This is a genomic window from Bradyrhizobium sp. BR 1432 (genome assembly GCF_051547705.1).
Taxonomy (GTDB): Bacteria; Pseudomonadota; Alphaproteobacteria; order Rhizobiales; family Xanthobacteraceae; genus Bradyrhizobium; species Bradyrhizobium zhanjiangense.
Window position 1 is genome coordinate 5,470,825 of record NZ_JBPUGF010000003.1, and the last position, 15,773, is coordinate 5,486,597.

Genomic DNA, 15,773 nt, shown 5'->3' on the forward strand with positions numbered 1-15,773 from the left:
TACGCGGGTGTGTCTGCGATGAAGATGTGCGTTAGACGAGCGACGTTGCCATCCACATATTCCGTCATTGCGAGGAGCTCGCGACAAAATTGCAAAGCAATTTTGCGCTGATGCGACGAAGCAATCCGGACTTGCCTCCTCGGAGGGATTCTGGATTGCTTCGCTGCGCTCGCAATGACGACGTTGATGCAGCTGTGCGCGCCAACACCACGTCTCGTGCCCCGGACGCAGCGCTTCTTCAGCGGTGGGCTGCAGAGCCGGGGCCTATGCATCAGCGAATGCTTGGCTTGCTGGGTCCCGGCTCTGCGCAGCAACGCTCGCGCGTTGCAGTGCGTCCGGGACACGAGAGAGTCTCTCGCTATCGCCACACACTCCGTCATTGCGAGGAGCCCTTGCGACGAAGCAATCCAGACTGCCTCCGCGGAAAGATTCTGGATTGCTTCGCTGCGCTCGCAATGACGACGTTGATGCAGTTGCGCCGACGCCGTTGCCAACTCACAGCACGCTTCGAAAACACAACCGTCATAGTCTCTAACGCCGACTAACCAACATCTGACTTAAAACTGTCATAATCACCGAACGGGCCCTGCGCCTGTGCGCTCTTTACACGCCGTTAAGCGCAGCTGCATTGGATGCGCCGGGATAGTGCGTTGGGGACTGCCATGAGTGCCGCGAAGAAAGTGTCGGGAAAACCGGCCGCCGAAATGTTCGATGACATCCCGGTGCTTCAACGCAAATGGCGTGCCGCGTTGAAGCCGGGCGAACGGCTGCCGCGCTATGAGGACGTGATGCTCGGCAGCCTCGGACGGCTCGCCGATCACATCGCGCTGCTCAGGGGTGACGGCGCGCTCGAACTGTCGCGCAGCGGACGTTATGTGCAGAAATGGCTCGGCGAGGAGCGCTGGGACATTGCCGTCGCAGAGCTGTCGCCCGATTGCGCCACGGCGCTGACGGAAGCGGCGGCGATCGCGCTCGCAACGGGGCAGCCGCATCACGCCAGCGCGCATTGCGTGCGCGACGGCATGGTCAGGACCTACGACGTGCTGGCGCTGCCGACCGCCTCGCGCTGGGGCGCGACGCTGGTCGGCGCCTACATCAACGAGCGCGGCACGCAATATAATCTTCTGGATGCGATTTTCTCCGCGACCGACGACGCCGTGGTGTCGCTGGCAACGCTGCGCGACGCAAGCAGCAAGCCGTTCGATCTCCAGATCGTGCACCACAACAAGAGCGCAGGCGCGCTGCTGAAGGCCGCGACCGGGAGCCTGCTGTGGCGGAGGGTCGGTGAGGGGAGCACGCTGCTGGCCGCACCCGAGATCATGGATTTCCTGCTCAAGGCCGTCTCGGGCGGCCGCGGCGAGCAGCTCGAGATCGAGTGCGACGGACAACACCTCCGCCTCGGCGCCACCGCCTTCGCCGACGTGGTCTCGCTCACGATCTCCGACGTCACCGCGTTGAAGCGGCGTGACGCCTCGTTCCGCCTGCTGTTCGACAATAACCCGATGCCGATGTGGGTGTTCGATGCCGAGACCAAGCAGTTCCTCAGCGTCAACGACGCCGCGGTCCAGCATTACGGTTACAGCCGCGCCACCTTCCTGCGCATGAAGCTGCACGAGATCTGGCCCGAGGACGAGTGGGAGAGCCACGCCGAGGCGCTCGAACGCGTCGGCGATGCCTATCATTCCTCGCGCAACTGGCGGCACTTACGCGCCGACGGCAGCGAAATCGAGGTGCTCACCTTCGGCCGCCGCGTCGCCTTCGACGATCGCGACGGTTATCTGGTCGCGGTGGTCGACATCACCGAGCGACGCAAGGCCGAGGCGCGGATCGCCCACATGGCCCATCATGACGGGCTCACCGACCTGACGAACCGCGAATATTTCCAGCAGCGGCTGAAGCAGGCGCTCGAGCAGGCCGGCGGAAAGCGGGTCGGCGTGCTCTACATCGATCTCGACCTGTTCAAGAACATCAACGATTCCTTCGGGCATCCGGCGGGCGACCGCCTGCTCAAGCAAGTCGCCGAACGCCTGACCACCGCCGTTCGCGGTGCCAATCTCGCGGCCCGGCTCGGCGGCGACGAGTTCGCCGTTATCCTGGCGGCCGACGTCTCGCCGAACGAGGCCAGCGCTTGCGCGACTTTGCTGATCGACATGTTGAAGGCGCGCTATGAGATCGACGGCCAGGAGATGGTGATCGGCGCAAGCATCGGCATCGCGCTGTCACCGGGTGACGGCACGACGTCCGAGGAGTTGATGCGCAACGCCGACATGGCGCTGTACCGGGCCAAGTCCGACGGCGGCGGTGTGCACCATTTCTTCGAGCGCGAGATGGACCTCCAGGCGCAGAGGCGCCGCGACATGGAGCTCGACCTGCGCCGCGCCTTTGCCAATGGCGAGTTCGAGCTGCACTACCAACCGCTGGTGTCGATCGCCTCCGACCGCATCTCCGGATTCGAATCGCTCTTGCGCTGGCGGCACCCGGACAAGGGCATGATCTCGCCCGCCGAGTTCATTCCGGTCGCCGAGGACATCGGTCTGATCTCGCAGCTCGGCGAATGGGTGCTGCGCGAGGCCTGCGCCGAGGCCGTGAAATGGCCTGTCGACATCAAGGTCGCGGTCAATCTGTCGCCGGCGCAATTCCGCAGCCGCAACCTGCTTCAGGTCGTGATATCGGCCCTGGCGCAGTCCGGCCTGTCGCCGAGGCGGCTCGAGCTCGAGATCACCGAGTCGATCTTCCTGGCGGAGACCGAATCCAATCTCGCCACGCTGCATCAGTTGCGCGAACTCGGCGTCGGCATCTCCATGGATGATTTCGGCACCGGCTATTCCAGCCTGAGCTACTTGCGCAGCTTCCCCTTTGACAAGATCAAGATCGACCGTTCCTTCGTCAAGGATCTGGCGCAGCGGCCCGATTGCAGCGCGATCGTGCGCGCGATCTCCGGTCTCGGCCGCAGCCTCAACATCACCACCACGGCGGAAGGCGTCGAGACCGAGGATCAGCTCGACTGGCTGCGCGCCGAAGGCTGCAACGAGGTGCAAGGCTTCCTGTTCAGCGCGGCGCGGCCCGCCGCCGAGATCGGAAAGCTGCTCGCCGATTTCGGCCAGCGCGCCTCACGGGCGGCGTAGCGGAGGCGGGTAGCAATCGTAGACCAGTGCTTTGAACGCCGGCGTGATGCGGCCGCGCTCACTCTGAGTCTGTTGCATCATGAGGTAGACCATGTCGAGCTTGGGATCGACGCCGAAATAGGTGCCGCTGCCGCTGTCCCATTTCAACTCGCCGATCGAGCCAGGCGGCGGCGGTTTCGCGTTGCCGGGATCGGTGCGCACCGCAAGGCCGTAGCCATAGCCAAAACCGTCGCCGGGGAAATAGAAATAGTCGCGTCCAACGCCGGATCCGGGTCCGATGTGATCGGTGGTCATGGCCTTGAACGCAGCAGGGCTCAGATAACGCTTGCCCGCGAACTCGCCGCCGTTGAGCAGCATCTGCGCGAAGCGCTGATAATCGGTGATGGTCGAGAGCAGCCCGCCGCCGCCCGACTGCCATTCGGGATGGTCGAGGCGCTCGCGTTCGGCGGCGAGCAGGATGAAATCGTTCGGCAATGGCCGCGCCATCCGCGCCAGCTCGTCCTCCGTCGCCAGCGCGAATTTGGTGCTGCTCATGCCGAGCGGATCCAAGATGCGTGCTTTCAGGAATTGGTACAGCGTCTGGCCCGAGATGATCTCGATGATGCTGCCGAGCACGTCGGTGGAATGACCGTAGCGCCACAACGTTCCCGGCTGCCGCGCCAGCGGCAATTTCGCGATACGATCGGCGAATTCCCTGTTGTTGAATTGACCCTCGAAAATATCGGCAGCCTTGTAGGCCTGCTCGACCCATTTGCCGCCGATGTAATCGTAGCTGATGCCCGAGGTGTGCCGCAGCAGATCCTCGATGCTGACGGGACGGACCGGCGGCACGAGATCGAGCTCCAGCTTGCCGTCCGGCTTAGTGATCTCGAGGCCTACCTTGGTGTCGGCAAAGAGCGGGACGTATTTCGACACGGGGTCAGCAAGTGCGAGCTTGCCCTCGTCGATCAGCATCATCGCGCCGAGGCACGTGATCGGCTTGGTCATCGAGTGGATGGCGAAGATCGTGTCCGGCGTCATGGCAAGGCCGGTCGTGACGTCGCGCACGCCGAACGTCTTGAGGTAGACCGGCTTGCCGTGCTGCTGGACCAGGATGACGGCGCCCGGCAGGCGGCCGCTCGTCACCTCGTTGTCGAAGAATGCCGTGATGCGGTCGAGGCCATCGGGCGTTGGAGCGGGAATGTCGGCGGAGCGGCCTCGCGCCATGGTGCTGGCCAGCAGCGTAGCCCCGACCAGAAATTCACGGCGTCTCATCCGGGCTTCCTCCCTGGGCGGGATGAAAGCCGGAAGACGCTGAAGGCGTCAACAAAACATCGCTTAAAAACGCGTCACGATTTCCGAAAGGAACGGTCGCGGACGGTCTTCGCTCGGCTTGGTCGGCGTACCGATGTGGACGAAGCCGGCGAGCTTTTCGTCCGGCTTGAGGCCGAGGCCGTCAAGCACGTCGCGATCGAAGGCGAACCAGCCGGTCAGCCAGCAGGCGCCGTAGCCGAGGGCGGTGGCGGCCGTGACGATGTTCATGGCGCTGGCGCCGGCCGACAATTCCTGCTCGAAGGCCGGCACCTTCGGATGCGGCTTGGTGAAGCTGACGATGCCGATCACGAGCGGCGCGTCGGTGAGGCGCTTGCGCTCGGTCTCGACGTCGGCGGCAGGCGCGCCTGGGTTCTTCCGGGCGAAGACTTTTGCGATCACCTCGCCGGCGCGCTGGCGGGCATCGCCCTCGAAAATGATGAAGCGCCAGGGCGTCAGCTTGCCATGGTCCGGCACGCGCGCACCGATGGTGAGGATGGTCTCGAGCTCGGCTGCGGAGGGGCCGGGTCCGGTCATCTCGCGCGGCTTGACCGAGCGGCGGGTTTTCAGGAGTTCGATGGCATCTGGCACTGCGATATCCTCTTCAACTGGTCGGCGGACGTACAGACCCGAGATAGGTATGCACGCCCGCATCCGGAAGCGAATTTAGATCGATTTCAGGGCTCAGACGGCGCCACGCGCCCGCTGCACGTCCGGCGGGGTCGCCTCGTCGAGGAGGGCGGCGATCGCCTCCTGCGTCGTCATCACCTTCTGGCCGTCGCTGCCGAGCCGGCGGACCGAGACCGAATGCGTCTCGGCTTCCTTCTTGCCGACCACGAGCAGAGCCGGGATCTTGGCCAGCGAGTGCTCGCGGACCTTGTAGTTGATCTTTTCGTTCCGCAGGTCGATCTCGACCCGAAGGCCTGCGCGCCGCGCCTGCTCGACGACCTGCTTGGCGTATTCGTCGGCCTCCGAGGTGATGGTGGTGACCACCACCTGCACCGGCGAGAGCCAGAGCGGGAAGTTGCCGGCATAGTGCTCGATCAGGATGCCGATATAGCGCTCCATCGAGCCACAGATCGCGCGGTGCACCATCACCGGCGGTTTCTTGCCGCCGTCATGGTCGATGTAGAACGCGCCGAAACGCTCCGGCAGGTTGAAGTCGACCTGCGTGGTGCCGCACTGCCAGTCGCGGCCGATGGCGTCGCGCAGCACATATTCGAACTTCGGGCCGTAGAAGGCGCCTTCGCCCGGATTGATCTCGGTCTTGATGTGATTGTTCTGCGACTGGATCTCGCGCAGCACAGTCGCCATCACCCGCTCGGCATGATCCCACATCGCATCGGTGCCGACGCGTTTCTCCGGCCGGGTCGACAGCTTGACGGTAAGATCGCCGGTGAAGCCGAAATCGGCGTAAGTCGACAGGATCAGGTCGTTGATCTTCAGGCATTCCTCGGCGAGCTGGTCCTCGGTGCAGAAGATGTGCGCGTCGTCCTGGGTGAAGCCGCGCACGCGCATCAACCCGTGCATGGCGCCCGACGGCTCATAGCGATGCACCACGCCGAACTCGGCGAGGCGCAATGGCAGGTCGCGATAGCTCTTCAGGCCGTGCTTGAAGATCTGTACGTGACCGGGGCAATTCATGGGCTTGAGCGCAAACCAGCGCTTGTCCTCGGCCTCGTCACCGGCGGACTGCGCCGCGAACATGTTTTCGCGATACCAGCCCCAATGGCCCGAGGTCTCCCACAGCACCTTGTCGAGGATCTGCGGCGCGTTGACCTCGCTGTAGTCGCCGGTCAGGCGGCGCCGCATATAGGCAATCAGCTGCTGGAAGATGGTCCAACCCTTCGGATGCCAGAACACGACACCCGGACCTTCCTCCTGGAAATGGAAGAGGTCGAGCTCGCGTCCGAGCTTGCGGTGGTCGCGCTTCTCGGCTTCCTCGATCTGCTTGAGGTAGGCGTCGAGGTCCTCCTGCTTGGCGAAGGCGGTGCCGTAGATGCGGGTCAGCATCGGGTTGTTGCTGTCGCCGCGCCAATAGGCGCCGGCCACCTTCATCAGCTTGAAGGCATTGCCGACCTTGCCGGTCGAGGTCATGTGCGGGCCGCGGCAGAGATCGAACCAGTCGCCCTGGTAGTAGATCTTGATCGGCTCGTTGCCGGGAATGGCGTCGACCAACTCGACCTTGAAGGCTTCGCCCTTGTCGCGGAACACCTGTTTGGTCTTCTCGCGATCCCAAACCTCTTTGGTGAAAGGTTTGTCGCGCGCGATGATCTCGCGCATCTTTTTCTCGATCGCGGCAAAATCTTCCGGGGTGAACGGCTCGTTGCGGAAGAAGTCGTAGTAGAAGCCGTTCTCGATCACCGGGCCGATGGTGACCTGGGTGCCCGGCCACAGCGATTGCACGGCTTCGGCCAGCACGTGCGCGCAGTCGTGGCGGATCAGCTCGAGCGCGCGGGGATCCTCGCGGTTGACGAGCTCGATCTTCGCGTCGGCCTCGATCGGGTCATTGAGATCGGCAAGCGCGCCGTCGAGCGCCATCGCGACCGTGCGTTTGGCGAGCGACGGCGAGATGCCCTTGGCGATATCGAGGCCGGTGATGCCCTTGTCGAACTGGCGCTGGGCGCCGTCTGGGAAGGTGAGGGTGACCTTGGGGGCGGGAGACACGGGCTTCAGATTGGAGAGGCTGTACTGGAATCCGGATTCGGATTTTGGCTGGTCGGTCATGCTTTTCTCCTGAGGCTCACTCCTGCGAACGAGCGCAGGTAAGCGGGAACGAGCGATATATCAGGCGATTCGGCCTGCGCAATCCGGCAATTCCAAGAAAGTGGCGCGCAAAAGCTGGGACGGTGCACCAACTATTTCAGAGCGCGCCCTTTAATCGACCGCAGCTCTGCTCTACATGCACTTGCATGGAAAGATCGCCTGCTGCCCGCCGCTTCGCGCCAACCGCCCTGATGCTCGGCAATATCGTCACCGGCTGCTCGGTGCTGGCGCCGGCGGGTATGTTGCCGGAATTGGCAACCGGGCTCGACGTCAGCATCCATGCGGCCGGGCTCCTGATCACCTTTGGCGCGATCACGCTGTGCATCGGCTCGCCGCTGACGGCCTGGCTCACCAGCCGCATCGAACGGCGGACGCTGCTCACGATCACGCTGGCCGTGCTCGCCGTCGGCAATCTCGCCTCGGCATTTGTGCCCGACTATGCGAGCCTCCTTGCCATCCGTCTGGTGATGCTCGCGGTCGGCGGGCTCTATACGCCGCAGGCCGCCGGCACCGCGGCGCTGATCGTGCCGGCGGAACGGCGCGGCAGCACCATCGCCTACATCTTCCTCGGCTGGTCGCTCGCTGCCGCCGTCGGCCTGCCGCTGATCACCTTCATCGCCAGCCGCTATGGCTGGCGCGCTGCCTATGGCGAGATCGGCGCGCTCGGCTGCATCAGCTTCCTGTTGCTGCCTGCTGCGCCTGCCGGCAGGCCTGAAGGGCGCGCCAGTGGATATCAGGACCTGGGCCGAGGTCGGCCGCAGCAAGACAATTCTGCTCCTGCTTGCGGTCACCATGCTGCAAATGTCCGGGCAGTTCGTGGTGTTCACCTTCATGGGCCCGCTGCTCAACAAGCTCACCGGCGCCGGACCCGATGCCATCGGCATGGTGTTCGCGCTCTACGGCGTCTGCGGCTTCCTCGGCGTCGCCATCGCGACCCGCATCGTCGACACCTCGGGCCCTTATCGCACCTCGGTGCTGTTCACCTGCCTGCTGCTTGCGGGCATCACCGGCTGGGCGCTTGGCGCCGGCACGTTCGCATTGATGGCGGGCGCGGTCGCGGTCTGGGGCCTTGGCTTTGCCTCGACCAATTCGATGCAGCAGGTCCGGCTGGTCGCGGCCGCGCCGTCGCTGGCATCGGCGACCGTCGCGCTCAACACGTCCGTGCTCTATATCGGTCAGGCGGTTGGCTCGGCCATCGGCGGATTGCTGTTCGCCCGCGAGCTCCTGCACACGCTCGGCTTCGTCGCGGTCGGTTTCGTCGTGTTGGCGCTGCTCCTGGTGCTGTTGACCCGCCCCAGGTCGGCTGCCGCCGTGATGGCCTGAATCCCGCGGCTTCCGTGCGCAAGATGCTTGGCAAACCGCGCGGGAGAGCGCTAGAACGCCCATCATGGGGACCAGAGAGAGTTGACTGAGATGAGGATGATTTTGGCGGTTGCCGCGGTGCTCTATCAGCCTCCGCGTTCGCGCAAGCCGACAAGCCACCGATGGTGGGGGACAAGCCGCTGGTGCAGGTCAAGCCCAAAGCGACGAAGGAGGCGGCGGCAAAGCCCGCCGCGGCGGCGAAGGGCAAGCCGCAATCGATCGCGGCGCGGCTCCAGGCCTGCCTCGAAATCGATGACGGCACCAAGGACCGTCTCAACTGCTACGACGCCGTGATCCCGCCGGCGCCGAAGCCGAAGCCGGCGAAGGCCAAGGGTTACGCAGACTGCCGTTTCTTCAAGGAAGAGGACGAGCGGCTGGCCTGCTTCAACGGCTTTGCCGAGAGCATTCCGAAGCTGCCGAAAACCTAAGCGATAGACCGGGCCCTCAGCGCGCCACGGTCACGTCCGTTTAACGGCTCGATGCGGATGGATTGGTGGAGGCGACGCGCATCAGCGCAAGCGCGGGCGTCGCCGACATCTTCACCAGGACGTCCTTGAGCGGATCCCGCGTCCAGGCCCTCGTCACGTAATCGCGATGAGTGATGCCCTCGCCAGTCTCGACGAACACCACGCTGCCGGGCCGCAATGGCCCGTCCATGTCTTCCGAGACGCTGATGCCCTTCTGCCTCAGCATGCTCATCAGCTCGCGGTCGCGCCGCGCGGTGTAGCGGGTGTAGGCACTGACGAAGAAGCCGGAACGGTGGCTCTCGATCCAGGACGCGAACTTGTCCATTTCGCCATAGACCGCGTCGAGCAGCACGACGCCGCGGACGCGGTCGCTGATGCCGCCGACCTCCAGGCTCCAGGCCGTCGGCAGGAAGCCGCCGCTGTAGCCGACGATCACGATCGGCATGTTGGCGAAGGCCCGCGCGCTGTTGGGATCGCCGGTCAGGCGGGCGAGGTGGTTGGCCGATTCCTCCATGAAGCGCTTGAGGCCGCCCGCCTGCCAGAACTTGCCGGCGCTGGAATCGGCGGCATCAACCGCCATCTGCGGCGCAAGCAGGATGGCGTTGGCGCCGGAATCGGTGATCTGTTTCGGTACCAGCTGGCGGTCGCGCACGTCACGCTCGAGCGTGGCGCCATTGCCATGGAAGAACACCACGATCACACCCGGCTTGCGGACGTCGAAATGCTCGGGGACGTGCACCAGCACGCGGCTGTCGCTGTAGGTTTCGTCCTGCCAGTAGACGCGCCCCGAATAGCTGCGGTGGCCGCGGCGGTCGCCTTTGGAGATGTTGAGGAAGGGCGCGTCGGAGGCGGGGTTGTTGCCGAAATAGGGAAAGGCCGACGACTTCATGCTGACGAGCGTCGTCAGATCCTCGCGGGGCGGACGCTTGTAGGGGATCTGCGGTTCGAGCGAAGCGACCTTGTAGGGCGCCTGCTCAGGTTGCGGCTGCTGGACGGCGCGCTTGGGCGAGAAGTCCGACATCTGCCGTTGCAGGAAACTCTCGCTCGCCGACGGGAAGCGCTCCGTGAACTGCGGGGCAGGGAAGCGATCCTCGAACGTGTCGCCGCTTGCCACCTGCGTATTTGTCTTGGCGACCACCTGCACGTTGGCCTGCGAGTTCGCCGCGAGCGCCGCCGGATTGGGCGCCTTGCCGCATTGAACCAGCGTCAGCGACATCGGTACCAAGGCTGAGATCAGGCCGACCCGGAGCACGCGACCGCGCGCGCCGGACATCGTCCGGTCTGCACGAGTGTCAGCTCTCAATTTCGGAACGGCCCCGACCATCCACCCATGACCCCAAGTCACGTCCATCAAGTCACGTCCACCGGCAATCTTGAAACAATTGAGCCGACTGGCGTTTAGGCCACGTTAAGCGTCCGGTGAAACTTCCCCACATCCGGAACGCTCAAAGGGACCATGCAATCGTGTCGTGATTGTGGGGGATGAGAACGGGATTGTCCGGGGTTTGCGCTGGTTTATTGCCCAGAACCATGCATAAGCGGTGTCAAGATACCCCGGTTCGCCTGCCTCATTTAACCCTTGTTAACCCTGCTTGAATTGACTGACCAATCTGCACGATGCTCCCCATGGGGCGAGACGCCTGAGGCTTGAGGACCCGATGACAGCATCAGATGCGGGTACCGCGCCCTGGACTGGCCGGCTGACCGGAGGCGGGTCGGGTATCTCCGTCCTGGTCGCAACCGCCATTGTCGTTGCCGACATGATCGGGGTTGGCGTCTTCACCAGCCTCGGCTTCCAGGTCAAGGACATCCCGTCCGGCTTCTCGATCCTGCTGCTCTGGACGATCGGCGGCATCGTCGCGCTGTGCGGGGTGTTCTCCTACAGCGAATTGGGCGCGATGTTTCCGCGCTCGAGCGGCGAGTACAATTTCCTCGGCCGCGCCTATCATCCCGCCTTCGGCTTTCTCGCCGGCTGGGTCTCGGCGACGGTGGGATTTGCAGCGCCGGTCGCGCTCGCCGCAATGGCGTTCGGCGAATATGCCAAATCGGTCGTGCCCGAGCTGCCGCCGATCCCGCTTGCCATCGGCGTGGTGTGGCTGGTTTCGCTCGTGCAACTGACCGGCGTCAGGCACTCCTCGACCTTCCAGTTGATCTCGACGATTCTGAAGGTCGTGTTGATCGTCGCCTTCCTGGTGGCCGGCTTCGTCATCGGCGTGCCACAGCAGATCACCTTCATGCCGCAGCCGGGCGATCTCGCCCACATCGTCAGCGCGCCGTTCGCGATCGGGCTCGTCTTCGTGATGTACTCGTTCTCGGGCTGGAATGCCGCGACCTACATCATCGGCGAGATGAACACGCCGCAGCGAAGCCTGCCGCGCGCGTTGCTCGCGGGCACGCTGATCGTGCTCGTGCTCTACGTCGCGCTGAACGCGGTGTTCCTCTACTCGACGCCGGTCAACGCGCTGGCCGGCCAGCTCGACGTCGCCAGCGTCGCCGGCAGCGCCATCTTCGGCGGCCTCGGTGGCCGGATCGTCGGCGCGATGATCTGTGTCGGTCTGATCTCCTCGATCAGCGCGATGATGTGGATCGGCCCGCGCGTGATGATGACGATGGGCGAGGACATTCCGGCGCTGCGCGTGTTCTCGCAGAGGTCGGCGAACGGTGCGCCGGCCTATGCCATCCTGTTCCAGCTCGCTGTCGCCAATCTGCTGCTGTTCACGCGCAGCTTCGAGGCGGTGCTCGACTTCATCCAGTTCGCGCTGCTGTTCTGCTCCTTCTTCACCGTCGCCGGCGTGATCAAGCTTCGCATCACCGATCCCGATTTGCCGCGGCCCTTTCGCGCCTGGGGATACCCGTTCACGCCACTGGTTTTCCTGCTCGTGACCGCGTTCATGATGTACTACCTGTTGACCGAGCGGCCGGTGCAGTCGCTGTCGGGGATGCTCGTCATGCTCTCGGGCCTGCTGATTTATGTTGCTTTCCGCAGGCGGCCGGTCGCCGCTGGCAATTCATCACATCGCGAATAGACATGCTTCGATCCGTGAAAATTGCAGCCATCGCTCTTGCCTTGCTGGCTGCGGCCGTCTCGTCCGCACGTGCCGCCGAGGTCACCTTCGACGACACCGCGCGCTTCCTTGCAGGCATGCAGCCTTCGGCGGACTCGCCGCTGGTGCCGCTCACGAAGGATCCGGGCTGGCAGCGTCATGCGAAATTCTTCGACGGCGCCTTCGCCCAGCTCGAGCAGCGGCAGCTCTCCAAGATTCGCACATGGGCTGATGTCAATCTCGCCGCGCCCCGCCCAACCATGTTCTACATGTTCAGTGGCCCGGATTTCCTCTACGCCAACGCCTTCTATGCCAAGGCCAGTACCTACGTGCTCGGCGCGCTCGAACCGGTGGGGGCGGTGCCCGACCTGACGCGGCTGCCGCGCAGTTCGGTCGGCGCTGCGCTCTACAACGTCGAGCGCTCGCTCGGCTCGATCCTGAGCTTTTCGTTCTTCATCACCAAGCAGATGAAGGTCGACCTGCACGCCAATCAGGTCAACGGCACGCTGCCGATCCTCTATGTCTTCCTAGCGCGCTCCGGCAAGACCATCCGCAACGTCGAGATGATCGCGCTCGACGATAAGGGCGGGGTGCATACGGCCGGCGACAATCCGGGACCGAACGCGACGCGCGGCGTCCGCATCACCTTCGCCGGCAGCGATGGGGAAGCGCGCACGCTGTATTATTTCTCGACTGATCTTTCCAATTCGGGTGCACGCGCGACCGGCTTCCTGAAATTCTGCGAGACGCTCGGCCCCGGCAACAGCCTGCTCAAGAGCGCATCCTATCTGCTGCATTCCGGCAATTTCACCGTCGTGCGCGATTGGCTCCTCGCCAACAGTGCCACCATCATCCAGGACGATTCCGGCATTCCGCTCGCGAACTACAGCGCGCGGCAATGGCGGTTCTTCCCGTTCGGCCGTTATCTCGGTCCGATCGATGAATTCGCAGGCCGCTACCAGGAGCGCTACGCCGAACTGTTCACGCGCGCCCAACCGATCGATTTCGGCATGGGCTATCGCTGGCGGACGCACGAGTCGAACCTGCTGCTGTCGGTGAAGGTGCCAGGCAGCGAGACCACGCCGGCGGAGACCACTTCGTCCGCCGAGCCGGCGCCAAAGCCGCCACGGCCGAAGCGGCTACGTCCGCCGGAGTCGATCCCGCCGCAGTCCGGACGCTTTTTCTGGTTCCGCTAGCTACCAGTGCACGGTCTGGCTCGGCACGATGAACGCCGTCGTGCTTGGCGGCGTTGCGAGGCTCGTCGCCAGGTACCAGCCGGAGCCGAGCACGAGCGCCAGCAGGGCGACGATTGCGAGCAGATCCATGGTTCTGGAGTCGTGGTGCCGCCTGGAGCCAGGACTTGGCTTAAGCCTGAACGGAAAATGAGGGCTGATTTTCCAGCGCATTGTTGTTTCCTCCCCTATGGGAGCATCACATCAACGCGAGCTGAGAGTTCCGGTTCCAGTCAAGACAGCGATGCGCAAAGCACCGCAGCAGCTTAGGACGCGTTGACCCCGCGCCAACGGCCGTAGCGCCAGGGCAGGTACCAGCGCGCGCCTTGCGGTGCGGTGAGCGGTACGTTGTCGATACCTGAGGTGCCGAAGGGATTGCAGCGCAATAGGCGCGCAAGCGTCATCCAGCCGCCGGCCCAGAGTCCGAACCGTTCGATCGCTTCGTCACCATAGACGGAGCAGGTCGGCAGGTGCCGGCAATTGTAACCGACCAGCGGCGAGAGCGTATGGCGGTAGAGCCAGATCAGAGCGCGGCCGAATCTGCGCGGGAGCCGGAGCGCGCCCGCGACGGGATTGGAACAGTGCTCGCAGGCTGAATGCTTCATGTGCGCTTTGCTGCAATGTTAAGCGACGGATTGCTCGGTTCCAACGCAGGGAACAGTAAGCTGTTGTTTGCGCGCCATATTTTGCCTGCTTTCTGGGAGCAGTGCAGCAAGTATCTGTGGACGAGCTGTATTCGCCCGGATACCATTTTTATGACGCCCGTGTGTAGAAACATACGCCTGTATGATGGACTCAGAGGGCGCTACCGGGGATTGTTTGGGGACCTTTGGGGCTTGGGGAAGGAACCAGATTGAAACTTCTGAACTCCCTTAATCTTCGCGGCTGGTTGCTAGTGGGAACCGCCGTCTGTGGAGTCGCGTTGGCTGGCGCCGTCGCGACATTCGGGTCGTCAGCGCGAGCCGGTGCTGCGCTCGAAGAGCGCAAGCTGCCGATGAAGTTCAGCTGGGTGGCCTGTGAGCCGAACTGCCGCGGCTGGGTCAGCGCAGTCGGCATCATCACCGCCGATACGCCAAAGGATTTCGAGGAATTTTCTCGTGGACGCCAGCTCGGCGGCGCCACCGTGGTGCTCGATTCCAGCGGCGGTTCGGTCAACGATGCGATCACGCTCGGCCGGCGCTTCCGTAATCTCGGACTTCTGACCACGGTCGGCATCAGCCTTCAGAACCGCGGCGGGCAAGGCGCCCGTCCGGCGGTCGCGTCCGGGGCCTATTGCGAATCCATGTGCGTGTTCCTGCTGCTGGCCGGCAAGAAGCGCTACGTGCCGGAAGCCGCCCATGTCCGCGTTCATCAGATCTGGATGGGCGATCGCGCCGACGATGCGAAGGCCGCCAGCTACAGCGCGCAGGACCTGATGATCGTGGAACGCGACATCGGCCGGCTGGCCAAATACACCTTCGACATGGGCGGCGCCGGCGATCTGCTGTCGCTCGCGCTCAGCGTGCCGCCGTGGGAAGATTTGCACGAGCTCGACGCCGGTGAGCTTAAGCTCACCAATCTCGTGACGACGGACCTCGTGGCCGACGTGCTACCGCATGTGGACATCTCTGCACCGGCGATGGCGGAGCTTGCACCGAAGACGCAGGCCAGGTTTGGCACGGAACCGCAGCAGCCTGCCAAGTCGACCAAGACCGCGGAAGCCTTGGCGCCGACCGCCGGCGGCGTGGCCACACCAGCCGCGGCGGCGACGCAGAAGTAAGCGACATATTTTGATGGGTTATTCCGGGGCGCGCGTCAGCGCGAACCCGGAAGCTCGATCGGCAATCTCTGGATCTCGGGTTCGATGCGGAAGCTGTCGTCGGGCCGGACAATAGCCCGGACCCGGTGGCATTGTCCCGGGATGACGGAGAGGGTTCAGCCCTGCGCCGCTGCCGGCTGCTTCGCCTTGGCCTCGATCTGGCCGATGGCATCGACCACCGCATCGAAGGTCAGGAGCGTCGAGGCATGCCGCGCCTTGTAGTCGCGGACCGGCTCGAGGAACTTGATCTCTTCCCATTTGCCTTGAGGAGGCGCACCGTTCTCCTTCAGCATCTTGCGAACGGTTTCGCGTAACTCACGGAGTTCGCTCGCAGTCGAGCCGACCACGTGACTTGCCATGATGGATGAAGAGGCTTGTCCGAGGGCACAGGCCTTCACGTCATGGGCGAAGTCCGTGACAGTATCCCCGTTCATCTTGAGGTCGACCTTCACGGTCGAGCCACACAGCTTGGAGTGGGCAGTGGCGGAGGCATCGGGGTCCGACAGCCGCCCGAGGCGCGGAATATTCCCGGCCAGTTCGATGATCCGCTTGTTGTAGATGTCGTTCAGCATGTGATGGAGTCCAACACTTCCGCACCGGATCGGCCTTGGCGCGCGCCGTCCACGGTCCTATATAGGGGCGGAACCGGCGGAAAAATAGTCCAGCGGGGTGGCCCAGACCATGCGGCC

Annotated in this window: 11 protein-coding genes and 2 pseudogenes; 6 read left to right on the top strand and 7 right to left on the bottom strand. The window is 64.0% G+C overall.

The annotated features are described in order from the left end of the window. Positions 1-662 precede the first annotated feature (662 nt). Positions 663-3,125 carry a putative bifunctional diguanylate cyclase/phosphodiesterase gene (locus ACSKB8_RS26285; protein ID WP_438107382.1) on the top strand — a complete coding sequence of 821 codons (2,463 nt, stop codon included), beginning with the start codon at positions 663-665 and terminating at the stop codon, positions 3,123-3,125. Here ACSKB8_RS26285 and ACSKB8_RS26290 read toward each other — a convergent pair. From ACSKB8_RS26290 to thrS, 3 genes are all read right to left on the bottom strand, one after another. After that, on the bottom strand, positions 3,111-4,379 hold the full coding sequence (locus ACSKB8_RS26290; protein WP_438107384.1) for a serine hydrolase domain-containing protein: 1,269 nt from the start codon (positions 4,377-4,379) through the stop codon (positions 3,111-3,113). The two genes, ACSKB8_RS26285 and ACSKB8_RS26290, sit on opposite strands and share 15 nt — an antisense overlap. 63 nt (positions 4,380-4,442) lie before the next feature. Continuing rightward, entirely contained in the window at positions 4,443-5,006 is a 564-nt protein-coding gene (locus tag ACSKB8_RS26295) for a nitroreductase family protein (protein WP_438107386.1), read from the bottom strand. Between the two features lie 93 nt (positions 5,007-5,099). Continuing rightward, positions 5,100-7,142, bottom strand: a complete 2,043-nt coding sequence (thrS, locus tag ACSKB8_RS26300; RefSeq protein WP_438107388.1) for a threonine--tRNA ligase — start codon at positions 7,140-7,142, stop codon at positions 5,100-5,102. Positions 7,143-7,327: 185 nt separating this feature from the next. Here thrS and ACSKB8_RS26305 point away from each other — a divergent pair. Both ACSKB8_RS26305 and ACSKB8_RS26310 read left to right on the top strand, forming a co-directional pair. After that, positions 7,328-8,504, top strand: a pseudogene (locus ACSKB8_RS26305) (MFS transporter). Between the two features lie 90 nt (positions 8,505-8,594). After that, positions 8,595-8,971 (top strand): annotated as a pseudogene (locus ACSKB8_RS26310) (hypothetical protein). 40 nt (positions 8,972-9,011) lie between these two features. Here the strand turns inward: ACSKB8_RS26310 and ACSKB8_RS26315 are convergent. Beyond that, on the bottom strand, positions 9,012-10,334 hold the full coding sequence (locus ACSKB8_RS26315) for an alpha/beta hydrolase (RefSeq protein ID WP_438110681.1): 1,323 nt from the start codon (positions 10,332-10,334) through the stop codon (positions 9,012-9,014). A 334-nt stretch (positions 10,335-10,668) separates the two neighbouring features. Here ACSKB8_RS26315 and ACSKB8_RS26320 point away from each other — a divergent pair, with 334 nt between their 5' ends. Further along, on the top strand, positions 10,669-12,036 hold the full coding sequence (locus tag ACSKB8_RS26320) for an APC family permease (RefSeq protein ID WP_438107390.1): 1,368 nt from the start codon (positions 10,669-10,671) through the stop codon (positions 12,034-12,036). Positions 12,037-12,038: 2 nt separating this feature from the next. Beyond that, positions 12,039-13,250 (top strand): hypothetical protein, encoded by a 1,212-nt coding sequence (locus ACSKB8_RS26325; protein ID WP_438107392.1) that lies wholly within the window; start codon positions 12,039-12,041, stop codon positions 13,248-13,250. On the opposite strand, the gene ACSKB8_RS26330 is transcribed toward ACSKB8_RS26325, so the two are convergent. Both ACSKB8_RS26330 and yidD read right to left on the bottom strand, forming a co-directional pair. After that, positions 13,251-13,460: a hypothetical protein gene (locus ACSKB8_RS26330; RefSeq protein WP_438107393.1), complete on the bottom strand. Its 210-nt coding sequence runs from the start codon at positions 13,458-13,460 to the stop codon at positions 13,251-13,253. Positions 13,461-13,552: 92 nt separating this feature from the next. Continuing rightward, positions 13,553-13,891, bottom strand: a complete 339-nt coding sequence (gene yidD, locus ACSKB8_RS26335; RefSeq protein ID WP_091889374.1) for a membrane protein insertion efficiency factor YidD — start codon at positions 13,889-13,891, stop codon at positions 13,553-13,555. Positions 13,892-14,139: 248 nt separating this feature from the next. On the opposite strand from yidD, the gene ACSKB8_RS26340 reads away from it, so the two are divergent. Beyond that, on the top strand, positions 14,140-15,045 hold the full coding sequence (locus ACSKB8_RS26340; protein ID WP_438107395.1) for a hypothetical protein: 906 nt from the start codon (positions 14,140-14,142) through the stop codon (positions 15,043-15,045). 155 nt (positions 15,046-15,200) lie between these two features. On the opposite strand, the gene ACSKB8_RS26345 is transcribed toward ACSKB8_RS26340, so the two are convergent. Next, positions 15,201-15,656: an iron-sulfur cluster assembly scaffold protein gene (locus ACSKB8_RS26345; protein WP_091889370.1), complete on the bottom strand. Its 456-nt coding sequence runs from the start codon at positions 15,654-15,656 to the stop codon at positions 15,201-15,203. Positions 15,657-15,773: the final 117 nt, after the last annotated feature.